Source organism: Chelatococcus sp. KU-N122 (assembly GCF_055391085.1).
The window spans coordinates 1245047-1260007 of record NZ_AP043981.1 but is presented as its reverse complement, the minus strand read 5'-3'; the positions used below and the strand labels follow the sequence as shown (position 1 = coordinate 1260007).

Annotated in this window: 14 protein-coding genes; 2 read left to right on the top strand and 12 right to left on the bottom strand. The window is 68.1% G+C overall.

The window, feature by feature from the left end; translation table 11 throughout:
* Positions 1-60 precede the first annotated feature (60 nt).
* From ACZ5PO_RS05605 to cyoA, 7 genes are all read right to left on the bottom strand, one after another.
* A complete protein-coding gene (locus tag ACZ5PO_RS05605) occupies positions 61-594 on the bottom strand; it encodes a response regulator transcription factor (RefSeq protein ID WP_464191120.1) in 534 nt (177 codons plus the stop codon).
* Positions 587-1816: an ATP-binding protein gene (locus tag ACZ5PO_RS05600; protein WP_464196696.1), complete on the bottom strand. Its 1230-nt coding sequence runs from the start codon at positions 1814-1816 to the stop codon at positions 587-589. The genes ACZ5PO_RS05605 and ACZ5PO_RS05600 overlap by 8 nt, the downstream gene beginning before the upstream one ends.
* Before the next feature lie 201 nt (positions 1817-2017).
* On the bottom strand, positions 2018-2854 hold the full coding sequence (locus ACZ5PO_RS05595; RefSeq protein WP_464191118.1) for an SURF1 family protein: 837 nt from the start codon (positions 2852-2854) through the stop codon (positions 2018-2020).
* Positions 2851-3243 carry a cytochrome o ubiquinol oxidase subunit IV gene (gene cyoD, locus ACZ5PO_RS05590; RefSeq protein WP_464191116.1) on the bottom strand — a complete coding sequence of 131 codons (393 nt, stop codon included), beginning with the start codon at positions 3241-3243 and terminating at the stop codon, positions 2851-2853. Before cyoD ends, ACZ5PO_RS05595 begins: the two co-directional genes overlap by 4 nt.
* On the bottom strand, positions 3240-3869 hold the full coding sequence (gene cyoC, locus ACZ5PO_RS05585; protein WP_464191114.1) for a cytochrome o ubiquinol oxidase subunit III: 630 nt from the start codon (positions 3867-3869) through the stop codon (positions 3240-3242). The genes cyoD and cyoC overlap by 4 nt, the downstream gene beginning before the upstream one ends.
* A gap of 3 nt (positions 3870-3872) precedes the next feature.
* Positions 3873-5876 (bottom strand): cytochrome o ubiquinol oxidase subunit I, encoded by a 2004-nt coding sequence (cyoB, locus tag ACZ5PO_RS05580; protein WP_464191111.1) that lies wholly within the window; start codon positions 5874-5876, stop codon positions 3873-3875.
* A gap of 101 nt (positions 5877-5977) precedes the next feature.
* A complete protein-coding gene (gene cyoA, locus ACZ5PO_RS05575) occupies positions 5978-7123 on the bottom strand; it encodes a ubiquinol oxidase subunit II (protein ID WP_464191109.1) in 1146 nt (381 codons plus the stop codon).
* Positions 7124-7358: 235 nt separating this feature from the next.
* On the opposite strand from cyoA, the gene ACZ5PO_RS05570 reads away from it, so the two are divergent.
* Positions 7359-8666, top strand: a complete 1308-nt coding sequence (locus ACZ5PO_RS05570) for an MFS transporter (RefSeq protein ID WP_464191107.1) — start codon at positions 7359-7361, stop codon at positions 8664-8666.
* 26 nt (positions 8667-8692) lie between these two features.
* On the opposite strand, the gene ACZ5PO_RS05565 is transcribed toward ACZ5PO_RS05570, so the two are convergent.
* The 4 genes from ACZ5PO_RS05565 to ACZ5PO_RS05550 all read right to left on the bottom strand — a co-directional run bounded on the left by ACZ5PO_RS05565 (position 8693) and on the right by ACZ5PO_RS05550 (position 11404).
* Positions 8693-9244, bottom strand: coding sequence for a GNAT family N-acetyltransferase (locus ACZ5PO_RS05565; protein ID WP_464191104.1), 552 nt, complete (start codon positions 9242-9244; stop codon positions 8693-8695).
* Entirely contained in the window at positions 9244-9552 is a 309-nt protein-coding gene (locus ACZ5PO_RS05560) for a type II toxin-antitoxin system TacA family antitoxin (RefSeq protein WP_464191102.1), read from the bottom strand. Before ACZ5PO_RS05560 ends, ACZ5PO_RS05565 begins: the two co-directional genes overlap by 1 nt.
* A gap of 342 nt (positions 9553-9894) precedes the next feature.
* Positions 9895-10197 carry a hypothetical protein gene (locus ACZ5PO_RS05555; protein WP_464191100.1) on the bottom strand — a complete coding sequence of 101 codons (303 nt, stop codon included), beginning with the start codon at positions 10195-10197 and terminating at the stop codon, positions 9895-9897.
* Between the two features lie 181 nt (positions 10198-10378).
* The gene (locus ACZ5PO_RS05550; protein WP_464191097.1) at positions 10379-11404 is read right to left on the bottom strand and encodes a GlxA family transcriptional regulator; all 1026 of its coding nucleotides are present in this window, start codon (positions 11402-11404) and stop codon (positions 10379-10381) included.
* Between the two features lie 157 nt (positions 11405-11561).
* Between ACZ5PO_RS05550 and ACZ5PO_RS05545 the strand changes: the two genes are divergently transcribed.
* The gene (locus ACZ5PO_RS05545) at positions 11562-12380 is read left to right on the top strand and encodes a dienelactone hydrolase family protein (RefSeq protein ID WP_464191095.1); all 819 of its coding nucleotides are present in this window, start codon (positions 11562-11564) and stop codon (positions 12378-12380) included.
* Positions 12381-13069: 689 nt separating this feature from the next.
* Here ACZ5PO_RS05545 and ACZ5PO_RS05540 read toward each other — a convergent pair.
* Positions 13070-14821 (bottom strand): N-acyl-D-amino-acid deacylase family protein, encoded by a 1752-nt coding sequence (locus ACZ5PO_RS05540; RefSeq protein ID WP_464191093.1) that lies wholly within the window; start codon positions 14819-14821, stop codon positions 13070-13072.
* Between the last annotated feature and the right edge of the window lie 140 nt (positions 14822-14961).

Sequence of the window (14961 nt, the reverse complement as noted above, 5' to 3'; positions counted from 1 at the left end):
AATGGCAGAGAAATGCTCATAATTTTTTGAATCTGGAGCGCTTGGAGAGATCGTGGACGCCTACGTCACCCGCCGCTTCTCGAGCTTCCGCGCCAGCGTCCGGCGGTGCATGCCGAGGCGGCGGGCGGTTTCGGAGATGTTGAAATCGGTCTCGACCAGGGTCTCGTGGATGCGCTCCCATTCGAGCGTCTTGATGGACGAGCGCCGGGCCGTCAGCGGCACGCTCGTATCACCCTCGGCCTTGTCGAACGCCGCCTCGATATCGTCGGTGTTAGAGGGTTTGGCGAGGTAGTGGCAGGCGCCGAGCTTGATCGCCTCGACGGCGGTGGCGATGCTGGCGAAGCCGGTCAGCACGACGATCTTCATGCGTGGATCGTGGCTGTGCAGCGCCTTGACGCATTCGAGGCCGGACTCGCCCACCAGCTTGAGATCGATGACGGCGTACATGGGCGAGACCGTCTCGATCAGCCGGCGCACGGCGTCCAGGTCGCCGCAGACGTGGACGTCGTAGTCGCGCCGTTCGAACGACCGGCGCAATGTGCGGGCGAACGACGGGTCGTCCTCGACGATCAGGAGTGATGGCCTATCATCCATAGTCGGCCTCCTGCGACAGCGCGGCGAGCGGGAAGGTCAGCGTGACGGTTGCACCGCGCGGGCCGTTGGCTGCGGCAACGGTGCCCCCGAGCTTACGCACCACGTTCACGACAAGGAACAGGCCGAGCCCGCTGCCGGGGCGGCCCTTGGTCGAGCGGTAGGGCTTGCCGAGCTGATCGATCATGTCCGGCGGAAAGCCCTGACCGCGATCGCTCACGATGATGGCGAGCCGCTCCCCCCGCCGCTCGACCACGACACCGACCCACGCCGGCGACGCTTCCAGCGCATTGTCGAAGACGTTGAAGATCACCTGCTTCAGCGCGAGATCGGAGACGATCGCCTCATCCGGGGCAAACCGGTTCACGTAGTCGAGCGAGGCCGGATTGCACAGCGCCCGCCAATCCGCGACGAGCTCGTCCATGAACGTCCTGACCGTCGTTCTGACCGTGCCTTCGCCGCGCGCCTCGCCGGAGGAGAGCAGGATGCCGGAGACGATGGCCTTGCAGCGGCCGAGCTGCGTCTGCATCTCGTCCAGGTCGTGCAGGGTTTCCGCGTCCATCGCGAAGGTCGGCATGCGGCGCCAGTCGTTGACGATCACCGACAGCGTGGCGAGCGGCGTGCCGAGCTCGTGCGCCGCCCCGGAGGCCAGCAGGCCCATGCGGACGATGTGATGCTCCTCGGCCGACTGCTGGCGCAGCTCGGCCAGGCGCAGGTCGCGGGCCCGCAGATTGCGGTTGATCCGGGTGACGAAGAAGACGAGCAGGCTGGCCGCCAGCACGAAGCAGATGAACATGCCGCGCGTGTGGAGGCTGAAGAGCTCGTCATCGCCGCCTTGGCGGCCGAGGATGGCAATCGGCCGGTAGACCACGGTCAGGCCGATGAAGCAGGCGCTCGTCACGAAGACCAGCACCCAGGTCGACCAGGCCTCGAGCAGCACGGCCCCGATGATCACCTGCAGCAGGTAGAGCGACACGAAGGGGTTGGTGGCGCCGCCGCTGAGGCAGAGCTGGACCGTCAGCGCCGCGACGTCGAGGAGCAGCTCGAGGAAGAGCTCCCCATTGGTGACGTCGCTTCGGCGCCGCAGCCGGACGAGCGTGAAGGCGTTCAAGCCGATCAGGAAGACGATGACGCCGCCCATCGGCAGCAACGGCAGGTCGACATCGAGCCACGCGTCGACGATCGCGATCGTCGCAACCTGACCGATGACCGCGGCCCAGCGCATCTGCACCAGAAGGAGCAGGTTCTTCTTGTTGGCCGTATCCTGGGCGGAAATTGTCCTTGCTCCTCGGATGTGTGCCGGATCCGTGTCGCGGTTGCCTGGCCGTCCGCCGTCAGCGAACGGATATAGTCACTCTTCTTGTCCGGGAGGGGGCGGATGCGCCACGGGGCCGCTCTCGCTTCACGCAACAGTGACGCGCCCGGCTCAGATGACGCCGTCCGATCGGGAGGCGGCGCGGGCGGTGCGCCGTGCCCGCAGGCGCCACTCGCGCCGTCCCACCAATACGACGGCAGCCATCGGCAGGGTGCTCAGCGCGAACCAGGTGAGCGCGTAGACGAGATGGTTGTTGGCGAAACGGACCACCGTCAGCCCCCCGACCGGCAGCGCCTGCGCGTCGGATCCCCGATCGGCGTCCACGAAGTAGGGGGCGACCTGCGACAGCCCGCGCCGGTGCGCGATGGCCGCCACGTCGCGCGAGTACCAGCGGTCGGCGGCCGGGTCGTTGGCACGGAGGAAGGCGCCGCCGACCTCGGTCATCCGCAGCAGGCCCGTCACCTCGGCCGGCCCGTCCGGGGGCGCGGGCCTGTAGGCGGCCGGATCGCGCTCGCCGGATGGGATGAAGCCGCGATTCACCAGCACGGTGAAGCCGTCGGTGGTCTCGAGCGGTGTCAGCACCCAGTGGCCGCTGCCCAGCGCCGTGGACGCGAACACGCGCGTCTCCCGATCGTAGCGGAAGCGCCCCGTCAGCCAGAGGTGGCTGTATTCGTCGCCTGCCGCGCTGATCGCCGCCCACCGCTCCGGGCCGGGCGCGGCCGCGGGCGGGGCGCTCACGCGCGTCTCGACCCGCTCGATCAGGTCGAGCTTCCAGTGCAGCCGATGCACCTGCCAGACGCCGAGCGCCAGCAGCCCGGCCGCGAGGGCGAGCGCCGCGAGGCCGAGGACGAGCAGGGCCCAGGCAGGGAGCGGGCGCCGGTCCGCCGGCGCCGCGGCGGCCCGGGCGGCGGGGCGTGCATCCCCTCCCGCAAGGCCCGCCGCGATCACCGCATCTGTTCCATGGTGTGGCTGGGCATCATGTTGGTGTTGAGGTGGTACATCACCCACAGCGAGCCGCTGAGCACGATCACCAGGATGATGGCCGTGAAGATGAAGGCCATCATGGTCCAGCCCTCGTCCGAGTGGGTGTTCATGTGCAGGAAGTAGACCATGTGGACGACGATCTGCACCGCGGCGAACGCCATGATGGCGAAACCGGCCACCTGCTTGCTGGCGATCGGCTCGGCCATGACGATCCAGAAGGGGATGGCGGTGAGCAGCACCGACAGCCCGAAGCCGATGAGGTAGCCCCGCATCGAGCCGTGGGCATGCTCGCCGCCATGCGAAGCCGCGCCGTCGGCGTGAGCCGCCGCTCCCGTGTGCGCCTCAGAGCTCATCGCAGCATTCCCATCAGGTAGACGAAGGTGAAGACGCCGATCCAGATCACGTCGAGGAAGTGCCAGAACAGGCTGAGGCACATCAGACGGCGCTGGTTGGCCGGGATCAGGCCGCGCAGGCCGACCTGAACCATCAGGGTGACGATCCAGATCAGGCCGAAGGTCACGTGCAGCCCGTGCGTGCCGACGAGCAGGAAGAACGACGACAGGAACGCGCTGCGCTGGGGCGTCGCGCCGATATGGATCAGGTGGGCGAACTCGTAGAGCTCGATGGCGATGAAGGCGAGGCCGAACACCGCGGTGACCGCCAGCCACGCCTGCGTCGCCCGGACCCGGTTCTTGTCCATCGTCAGCATGGCGAAGCCATAGGTGATCGAGGACAGCAGCAGCATCGTCGTGTTGAGCGCGACGAGCGGCAGCTCGAACAGGTCCTTGGGCGCCGGCCCGGCCGCATAGCTGGTGCCGAGCACGCCGTAGGTGGCGAACAGGATCGCGAAGATGAGGCAGTCGCTCATCAGGTAGATCCAGAAGCCCAGCATCGTGCTGCTGCCGTCCGGATGCTCGTGCTCATGCGCGAGGTGGAAGACCGGCTCCTCGGCCGGCGCGATCTTCGTGACGACGGTCATCGCTCAGCCCTGCACGGCCAGTTGGCGGGTCCGCGCTTCCTCGACCCGAGCGACGTCGTCGGCGGGAATGTTGAAGCTGCGGTGGTAGTTGAAGGTGTGGGCGATGGCGACGGCGATCAGCGCGGCGAAGCTGACGGCAGCGAGCCACCAGATGTACCAGATGAGGGCGAAGCCGAGCGCCACGCTGAGCCCGGCCAGGATGATCCCGGTGGCGGTGTTGCTCGGCATGTGGATCGGCTGGAAGCCGCTGAGCGGCCGCTTGTAGCCGCGCGCCTTCATGTCCCACCAGGCGTCGACATCGTGGACGACGGGCGTGAAGGCGAAGTTATAGGCGGGCGGCGGCGACGAGATCGCCCATTCCAGGGTGCGTCCGTTCCACGGATCGCCGGTGACGTCGCGCAGGGCCTCGCGCCGCCGGATGCTGACGTAGATCTGCACGACGAAGGCGGCGATGCCGGCGACGACGAAGGCCGCGCCGATGCCGGCGATGATGAACCAGATCTGCAGCGACGGGTCGTCGAACACCCGCATGCGCCGGGTCACGCCCATCAGGCCGAGGACATAGAGCGGGGTGAAGGCGAGCCAGTAGCCCACCACCCAGCACCAGAAGCTGATCTTGCCCCAGAACGGGTCGAGCCGGAAGCCGAAGGCCTTGGGGAACCAGTAGGTCATGCCGGCGAACAGCCCGAACACCACGCCGCCGATGATGACGTTGTGGAAGTGGGCGACGAGGAAGAGGCTGTTGTGCAGCACGAAGTCCGCGGGCGGCACGGCCAGCAGCACGCCGGTCATGCCGCCCACCACGAAGGTCAGCATGAACGCCACGGTCCACATCATCGGCAGCTCGAAGCGGATGCGGCCGCGGTACATGGTGAACAGCCAGTTGAAGATCTTCGCCCCGGTCGGGATCGAGATGATCATCGTCGTGATGCCGAAGAAGGAATTAACGCTGGCGCCCGAGCCCATGGTGAAGAAGTGGTGCAGCCACACCAGGTAGGACAGCACCGTGATCACGATGGTGGCGTAGACCATCGAGGTGTAGCCGAACAGGCGCTTGCCCGCGAACGTGGCCGTCACTTCCGAGAAGATGCCGAACACCGGCAGGACGAGGATGTAGACCTCCGGATGTCCCCAGATCCAGATGAGGTTCACATACATCATCGGATTGCCGCCGAAGTCGTTGGTGAAGAAGTTCGTGCCCACGTAGCGGTCGGCGGAGAGCAGAACGAGCACGACGGTCAGCACCGGGAAGGAGGCGACGATGAGCACGTTGGTGCACAGCGACGTCCAGGTGAACACCGGCAGCCGCATCATGGTCATGCCGGGGGCCCGCATCTTGATGATCGTGCAGATCAGATTGACGCCGGATAACGTCGTGCCGACGCCGGCGACCTGCAGGGCCCAGATGTAGTAGTCCACCCCCGCGTCCGGGCTGTAGCCGATGCCTGAGAGCGGCGGATAGGCGAGCCAGCCGGTGCGCGCGAACTCGCCGATGAACAGCGACATCATCACCAGCACCGCGCCGCCGGCCGTCATCCAGAAGCTGAAGTTGTTCAGGAAGGGGAAGGAGACGTCGCGGGCGCCGATCTGCAAGGGCATGATGTAGTTCATCAGCCCCGTGACCAGCGGCATGGCCACGAAGAAGATCATGATCACGCCGTGCACGGTGAACAGCTGATCGTAGTGGTGGGCGTTGAGGTAGCCCTCGCTGCCGTTGAACGCCATCGCCTGCTGGAGGCGCATCATGACGGCGTCGGAGACGCCGCGGATGAGCATGACGATACCCAGCACCATGTACATGATGCCGATGCGCTTGTGGTCGACGCTGGTGAACCACTCGCGCCACAGATAGCCCCACAGGCCGAAGCGCGTGATCGTGGCGAGCAGGGCGAGCCCGCCCAGCGCCACCACGGCGAAGGTGACGACGACGATCGGCTCGTGCAGCGGAAGCGATTCCAGTGACAGGCGGCCGAAGATGGCGTGGAGGGCGGGCGAGCCTTCCGACATGTGCTCTCACCTTCTCTGGTCTAGGGCGCCGGCCGTGAGGTGCGAGGACCCACGCGGTCCCCGGCGCGCAACGAGGAGTGCAGCGGCGGCTTGCGCCGCTGCTAGGAATTGCGGGGCGTCATGCTCGGCTGTGGCTTGGCCGGCTTCGTGGCCGGGCGCGGCAGCCCGGCTCCCTGGATCGGCTCGGACGGCGCCGGTGGCGCCCATGCGGTGAGCCTGCTGTTCGCCTCCTCCACGCTGCAGACGCTGGGGAGGTAGGCGGGGGCCGCACCGAAGACGGCGCCGCGGCGGGCGTGCTTGTCGTAGGTGAGCGGCAGCACGTTGTTGACGCCGGCCAGCCCCAGGCCACCCTTGGCGTCCAGCGCCATCCGCTCGTTCATGCACATCTTGCCGGGCTCGACGCACATGTTGAGGATGGCGCCGAAGAGGTCTGCGTCGACGCGGCCGTAATGGCGCACCGGCTCGTTCTCGCTCGGCCGCTCGAGGGCCAGGTAGCCCGGCCGGTCGAGCCCGTTGCCGCTGGCGCGGACGCTCGCCACCCACTTGTCGAAGTCGGCGCGCTCCATGCCATGGAAGGCGAAGCGCATGCCGGAGAAGCCCGCACCGCTGTAGTTGGCGGAGAAGCCGCGATAGGTCCCCGGCTTGTTGATCACCGCATGCAGCTTGGTCTGCATGCCGGGCATGGCATAGATCTGGCCGGCCAGCGCCGGGATGTAGAAGGAGTTCATCACCGACGACGAGGTGATGCGGAAGTTGATCGGCTTGTCGACCGGGGCCGCCAGCTCGTTGACGGTGGCGATGCCGAGCTGCGGGTAGATGAACAGCCACTTCCAGTCGAGCGCGACGACCTCCACCTCGACCGGCGTCGCGTCGGCGGCGACGGCCCGCTCCGGATCGATCCGGTCGAGCGGCCGGTAGGGGTCGAGGAGGTGCGTGGCCATCCAGGTGACGGCGCCCAGGCAGATGATGATCGCCAGCGGCGCGGACCAGATGACGAGCTCCAGGCGCGTCGAGTGGTGCCAGTCGGGATCGTAGGCCGCCTCGGTGTTGGAGTGGCGGTAGCGCCACGCGAACAGCACGGTGAGCGCCATCACCGGAATGATGATGACGAGCATCAGCAACGTCGAGATCAAGATGAGGTCGCCCTGCTGGCTGGCGACGTCGCCGGAGGGGCGTAATACAATCAAGTTGCAACCGCCTAGAATGCTTATAAGCGGCAGAAGGGCAGCAATCCGAAAGGGTCTCACGACACCACCTGGAAATGGGCACTGTTATTTGGAGGCATCGCTAGCGCCGGGAGTACGAGATCGGCATTGGACAATTTGCCCAATGCCCAGGCCGGGGGGTGCGGCGGCAAGAAGAGCCGCAGACAGGGGCCCTGCCGAGCGCGGCGGCCGTGCGGAGCATGCGCGCCGGTGGCGCCCGTCTCCGGCCGGATCGGCACGTGCCCGCGCGAGAGGCCCGTTCATCGGTGTGGAGTTGATGGCTCAAACGTCAGCGCTGGAGCGGGATGCAACAAGCATCCACGCGGATGAAGAGGTGGACGCCGGCGACATCGCCGTGGGCGTCATCATTGGCCGCACGTCGGAGTATTTCGACTTCTTCGTCTATGCCATCGCGTCGGTGATCGTGTTCCCGAGGCTCGTATTTCCCGAGCACGATGCGCTGACCGGCACGATCTACTCCTTCGCCATCTTCGCCTTGGCGTTCCTGGCGCGGCCGTTCGGCACCATCATCTTCATGGCCGTCGACAGGGCCTATGGGCGCAGCGCCAAGCTCACCAGCGCGCTGGTCCTGCTCGGCACCTCCACCGTGGCCATCGCCTTCCTGCCCGGCTACGTCCAGATCGGCGTCGCATCGGCCTGGCTGCTGGCCCTGGCGCGCATCGGCCAGGGCGTGGCGCTCGGCGGCACGTGGGACGGCCTCGCCTCGCTGCTCGCCCTCAACGCCCCCGCGCGCCGTCGCGGCTGGTATGCGATGATCCCGCAGCTCGGCGCCCCGCTCGGCCTGATCATGGCGAGCGCCCTGTTCGCCTTCTTTGCGGCCAACCTGTCGTCCGAGGATTTCTACGACTGGGGCTGGCGCTACCCGTTCTTTGTCGCCTTCGCCATCAACGTGGTGGCGCTGTTTGCCCGCCTGCGCATGGTGGTGACGCCCCAGTACCGGCAGCTGTTCGAATCGCGCACGCTGCAGCCGGCGCGGGTCGGCGAGACGCTGCGGGCGCAGGGCGGCAACGTGTTGATCGGCGCCTTCACGCCGCTGGCGAGCTTCGCGCTGTTCCACATGGTCACGGTGTTCCCGCTGTCGTGGGTGTTCCTCTACACCCGCGACGGACCGGCCCGCTTCCTCGGCATCGAGACCCTCGGCGCGGTGGCCTGCATCGTCGCCATGGTCATCTCGGGCGCGATCGCCGACCGGGTCGGCCGGCGCGCCCTGCTCGGCGGCTCGGCTGCCGCCATCGCCGTCTTCAGCGGTTTCGCGCCGCAGTTCCTCGATCTCGGCCTCGGCGGCGAAGCGATCTTCATGATCCTCGGCTTCATCCTCCTGGGGCTGTCGTTCGGCCAGTCCTCCGGCGCGCTCGCCTCGCGCTTCCCGATCCGCTACCGCTACACCGGTTCGGCGCTGACGTCGGACCTCGCCTGGCTGTTCGGCGCCGGCTTCGCGCCGCTGGTGGCGCTGCTGCTGGCCAGCAGCTTCGGCCTCATCGCCGCCGGCGCCTACCTGCTGTCGGGCGCCGCCTGCACCCTCGCCGCCCTGTGGCTTAGCCGGCCGCAGGGGGAGGGCGAGTAGGCGGGGAGCGCAGCCGCGTGACGAGCTCAAGACGCTGACAGCAGCGCCTGGATCACCTCGATCGGCATGAGCATGACCCGCGTTCCGAGCGGGGAGGGCACAAAGCCGTGCCTTTGATAGAAGCGCCCGGCTTCGTCGTCGATCGCGTGAGCCACGACCGCGCGAACGCCGGCGATCTCGGATGCGGCAAGGCAGCGGCGCAGCGCATCGGCCAGCAGATCGGTTCCGAGCCCGGTCCCCTGATGCGCCTGGTCGACGGCCAGACGTCCGATCAACAGCAGGGGGATCTGCTCGGGCATGCCCCGTCGCAGTTTGGCGCTCGGCAATGCAACCCGCATTTCCATCGCCGTCGAAACGGCGTAGTAGCCGACGACACGCTTGGGTGCCTCCGAAGCGCAGACCACATAGGTCCGTGCCGACATCCCTTCGCTGGCAAAAGCACGCTCTCGCAGCCAGTCATCAAGGGAGGAATGCTTTCCGTTCCGGAAGTTGCCGACGTCATGATCGCCGCTCAGCAGCTCCGGAGGCCGGACCCGCGATGCCCTGCCGGCCTGTCCGCCATCGCCGCCTGCCGGCATCAACGTTCCCAGGCGGGCTGACGTCTCATGCGCGTGCGAAGCTCCTCGGACGGCTTCGCCGGCGCGTCCAGCAACGCGAGAAACTTGTCGTGCGCTTCGGCATCGAGAAAGAAGCTGCGCTGATCCAGAATGGTCTCTTCCGCCTGCCGACGGGCGCTGTCCAGCATGAACTCCGACAGCTTCTGCCCCCGCAAGGCCGCCGCCCGGCTCAGCAGCGCCTTGGTGCCCGCCGACGCACGAATCTGAATGACATCATCCTTCCGAGCCGAATGCTTCCGGTCGGTGTCCGCCTGAGCCGACTGCGCCATTGGGCTCTCCTGGTCTTACCACGGCACTTAGTCGTTGCCACGACAATGTCAATACAGCCTCTTCCTGCGAAGTGAGCCCGTTGGCGCGCGGCCGCGGCACTCGCCGTCGATACGAGCGCCCAGCAATGGCCCCACGCGGCTTGAAACCGGCACCTCCGACCGGCCGATCGCAATGAGGCGACGTCGGATCCCGTCGACGAGATTCGCTCCGAGGTCGTCTCTCCAGGCAGCCCAGGCTATGAGCTTAGCTGATGCTGAGGCAGCCCCGGCCCTGTCCCGCACGGCCCCGTTGCGGCCCGGGCGCCCCGAGCCGTGGCGAGCGGATCACCCGCCATAGCGCCTCTACCGAAACGCCGCTCGCCCGCCGCCGTAGCGCCTGTGCCCGAAGCCGGCCCTGCCGTAAGGCCTGCCGTGATAGCCAAAGCCCGGCCGTCCATAGACGCCCCGGCCATAGCCATAACGCCCGCCGCGGTAATAGCCGCCGCGGCGGTAGTAGCCCCCGCCGGCATAATAGCCGCCACCACCGCCGTAATAGCCACCACCGCCGTAATAGCCGCCGCCGTAGTAGCCGGGGCCGCCGTAGCTCGCTCCTCCGGCATAGTAGGAGCCCGGGCCGGGCGATACGCAGCCGGTCAGCACGGACATGCCAACCGCTGCAACGAGAATCGACAGGGTGCGGCCTAGGGTCATTTCACTCGCAGCGCTTTGTGTCGGGCAGGCGGGCGGCCGCCCGCATCCCAGCAACTAGGGCGCTCGGCCGCCTGATCAATACCTCCCGGCCATCCCGTGGCCTTGCGGCCGCCGCGATTCCAATGCCGGCGCCGCATCAGGACGCGGCCGGGGAGGCCGCCCGGTTCCCGATCGCGGCGGTCCGCCGATCGTCGAACACGTTCAGCCTGAATTGGCTCGGCGTCGCCCGCGTGCCCTTGCGCATGAGACGCCGCAGCGCGGTGGCGTCGGCGTAGCCGACCTGTTCGGCGACCTGCTCGACCGACATCCGGCTCGTCTCCAACAGCATGCGCGCCCGATTGATGCGCACGCTCTGGAGCAAGGCCGACACGCTGCGCCCGGTCGCGGCCTTGATGTGGCGAAGGAGCGTGCGGTTCGACATGCTGAGCTCCGTCGCCAGCTCCTGCACGGTGGGCGGGTTCGGCAGCCCCGCCTCGAAGCGCGCCACCAGCCGGCCGACGAGCTCGTTGCCGTTGGCGAGCGCCGCCGGCACGATGAACGGCGCCTGCGACTGCCGCCCATCGATCACCATGGCGCGCGACACCGCGCCGGCCAGCGACGGGCTCAGTCCGGTGAGCAGCAGATGGAGCATGAGATCGACATGGGCGAAGGCGGCGCCGCCGGTGACGATGTTGCCGTCGGCGACCACCATCTGATCGACATCGACGACGCAGTCCGGCTCCAGCTGCCGGAGAAGGCCGCCGAGCCACCACGTGGTCGTGGCCCGCTTGCCAGCCAGCAGGCCGGCTTCCCGCAGGAGGAAGACGGCCGAGCATGAGGCCGCAATGGTGCCCCCGGCAGCGGCCTGGGCCCGTAACGCTCCGATCGCCCGGACGGCGTCCGGCTGCGAAAAGCGGCTCATCACGGCGTCGGCGGTCTCGAGGCCGAGGCCCGGCACCACCCAGATCGAACCGTCCGGCCGTGGCGTCTTCGGCAGGAGCGTCGCGTCGATCTTGAGGCCGTTGCTGAGCACGACCGTCGTCTCGGTCGAGCACACCCGCCATCGCGGCGCAGCGCAGCCTGCCCCGGTGGCGAGGCTCGCGGCGCTCGACAGGATGTCGAGGGTGGCTCCCACACCGGACGCGAAGGCGCCGCGGAGCGCGAGGAGGGTGAAATCGAACATTGGCTGATCAAGCCTCAAAAATGTCAGATCCGACACTTCAGTCAAACGCCGTCCGGCGGTCAGATGCAAGCCGCGTCGACCGCATCGGCGCTGCCGTCGCATCCGGCGCGGCGGCAAGCAGCGGCGCGCCGCCGACCCACCGAAAGGATACCGGCCCATGCCGACGAGGACGCTCGACGCCTACGATCCCCTGGAGGATTTCGCGCCACGCAAGCTCACACTGAGCGGAACGACCAAGATGGTCCACGTCTCGGGCGCAGGGCCGGGCGTGATCGTGATCCACGAAATGCCGGGCATCAGCCCGCACGTCGCGCGGTTCGCCCGCTGGGTGCGGGAGGCGGGGTTCACCGTCTACATGCCGTCGCTGTTCGGCCGCGACGGCGAGCCGGTCGATCTCGAGATCGGCAAGGCCATCTTCAAGCGCGTCTGCATGAGCGCGGAGTTCCGGGCCTTCGGCGCGGGCGGCTCGAGCCCGGTGACCAAGTGGCTGCGGGCGTTGGCGAAGCTTGCGCACGAGGAGTGCGGCGGCCCGGGCGTGGGGGCGATCGGCATGTGCTTCTCGGGCAATTTCGCGCTCAGCATGATGCTCGAACCGTCGATGCTGGCGCCCGTTCTGTCGCAGCCGACGCTGCCGATGGACGACGACGCCGGACTGGAGATCGCTGCGGACGAGCTGAAAGCCGTCAAGGAGCGTCTCGACAGGGAGGACCTCACCGTGCTGGCCTATCGCTTCGAGGGCGACCGCTTCTGCAAGGCCCAGCGCTTCGCGGCCTATCAGGAGGCGCTCGGTGACCGCTTCGACGGCCGCGTCCTGCCCGACAGCGCGGCCAATCCCGACGTGCCGGAATTCTTCGCCAAGGCGGTGGCAACCCCGCACAGCGTCGTGACGGTCCATCTCATCGACGAGGAGGGCCAGCCGACCCGCACGGCACGCGACGAAATCCTCGCCTTCTTCACCCGCCGGCTCGCGTCATAGCAAGTCTAATGGGCGAAGAAGGCGATCCAGATCGCTGCTGCGAGCGCGCCGAGTGCGACCACGACCAAGAGCGCGAACAAGGCGTACACCGACCTTCGTTTGCGCACGGCTACTCCCTCCGGCCGCCGCGATCCTTGCAATTACGACGTGCTGCCGTGGCCCCGCCGATTGGCGCGGCAGAGGCATCCCGAACCGCGGTTCACGCACTTTCGAGGGGGTGTAGGGCTCGCACCGGGCGCTCTTGGGGAGCTTGCCGGCCCATGCCTCCCTCGGGCCGCGCGGCAAACCGCCGAAGAGCGGCGCGGGCCTCTTCGCACGCCAGAGCCTCCTCGGGCGTCGCGTGCTCATGGTTACAGCCTATGCCGACCCCACCCGCGACAGTCGTGCACAGACGCCATGTGGTGGAAACCGCGCCGTCGTCACGACGTGCGACTCCGGACATCAATTCAAGAATCATTTTCGCGCCCCCCCCACCGGACCTCTCATAGGCCGGCCCCCTTCGATCGACATTGAAGGGCGGGGATCGGTCCGCCTCAACAGGGGGAAATTCCCCCGTCAACACCGGTTGGACTCAGGATCGTGCGGCCCGCGCCGCCGACCGTCGCGTTTGGGGAGTGCATCCCGTTCGCCGGAGCGCGGCCGAGCCCGTTGCCCCGGCCGCCGTCAGGTGGCGCCTGCTCGCCGCCGGCTCACTCCGCCGCGACGCCCTGGGCCAGGGCCGCCGGGGCCGGCTGCGGGCCGCGCACCAGCGCGCCGGGCAGGGCGCCGGTGGCCTCGCCGTCGCGGTAGGTGACCTGGCCGGCCACGACGGTCGCCGTGTAGCCGCGCGCCCGCTGCAGGAAGCGGCGGCCGCCGGCCGGCAGGTCCGCCCTGATAAAGGGCTTCTCGATGGCGAGCCGGCCGAAGTCGACGACGTTCACGTCGGCACGCAGGCCGACACGGAGGAGGCCGCGGTCGTAGAGGCCCACGGCGTGGGCCGTGTCGCTGGTCAGGCGGCGCACGCACTCCTCGAGCGGCAGCCGGTCGGTCGGACGGTCTCTGCCCCACCAGCTCAGCAGATAGGTCACGAAGCTGCCGTCGCAGATGAAGCCCACGTGTGCGCCGCCGTCGCCCAGGCCCATGATGGCGTTGGCGTCGCCCAGCATCTCCCGGCTCGGCTCTAGATTGTAGTCGGCGTAGTTGAGGATCGTGAACAGCAGGAAGTCGGTGCCGTCGCCGGCGACGATCAGGTCATAGGCGACCTCCGGCGCGCTGCGCCCCTCGCGCGCGGCGATCGCGGCGATGGAGTTCTCCTCGGCCGGCTCGTAGTTCGGATTGTCGTCGAGCAGGAACAACCGCTTGTAGTTCAGCGCGCGCAGCAGCGGCACATTGCCCTTGCTCAGATCCTCGCTGAGCACTTTGGCGCGGAACTCCGGATTGCGCATGATGGCGAGCCGCTCGGCGAAGGGCTTGTCGGCGATCGATCGGTACGCCTGCGTGCCGGAGAACGGATTGAGGCTGCTCGTGAGACCGAACAGGACGCTGATCGGCCGCGGCGGAAAGACCGGCCGCATGATGTGGCCTTCGCGCGTCGCCTGGCCCGCGAGGGCCAGCAGCTTGCGGTAGTCGCCCGGCCGGTCGTGCTTCTGGAACAGCGAGAACAGGCACGGGCGCCGGGATGCCTCGACCACCCGCCGCAGCATGGCGAACTCGGTCTCCGCATCGGGCTGGTTGAAGTCCGTGATGAGCTGCAGATGGCCCTTGCCGGCGTCGGCGAGGCCCATGGCCAGGCCCAGGAGCTCGTCCTCCTGCGCCTTCAAGGTCGGCGTCGGGTCGCCGGCCAGCGTCTTGTGGTTGATCGTGCGCGAGGTGCTCACGCCGAAGGCGCCGGCGCGGATCGCATCCGTCACGATCTGGCGCATGCGGGCGACGTCGGTCGGCGTGGCGTTCTCGAGCCGGAGCGCCCGTTCGCCCATGACGTAGACGCGCACCGCCGCATGGGGCAGCTGGGCGCAGACGTCGACGTCGCGCGGGCGCGCCGCCACCACGTCGAGATAGTCGCCAAAACTTTCCCAGTTGAAATCGAGGCCTTCGGCCAGGCAGGGGGCCGGGATGTCCTCGACGCCTTCCATGAGCGCGATGAGCTTGTCGCGATCGGTGGCCTTCACCGGCGCGAAGCCGACGCCGCAATTGCCCATCACCACGGTCGTCGCGCCGTGCCAGGCGCTCGGCGCCAGGTGGCGGTCCCACACCGCCTGGCCGTCGTAGTGGGTGTGGATGTCGACGAAGCCGGGGGTGACGAGCTGGCCCTTGGCGTCGATCTCCTCCCGACCGAAGCCCGCGACGCGGCCGATCTCGGCGATGCGGCCGCCGCGGATGGCGACGTCTGCCTCGAACGAGGGGCCGCCGCTGCCATCCACCACCGTGCCGTGACGGATCACCAGATCGAAGTCCCTGGCCATGTCTCTCTCCCATAGCGGCGGCGCAGGCACCGCCTTTTGCTCCATAATCTGTCTTACGGAACGGATGGGTCAAGGGCTTGGCCGCCTTGCACCCGCGGTGTGGCGCCGCTTGCGCGCGGATGTTATTCATGTTGGTCGGC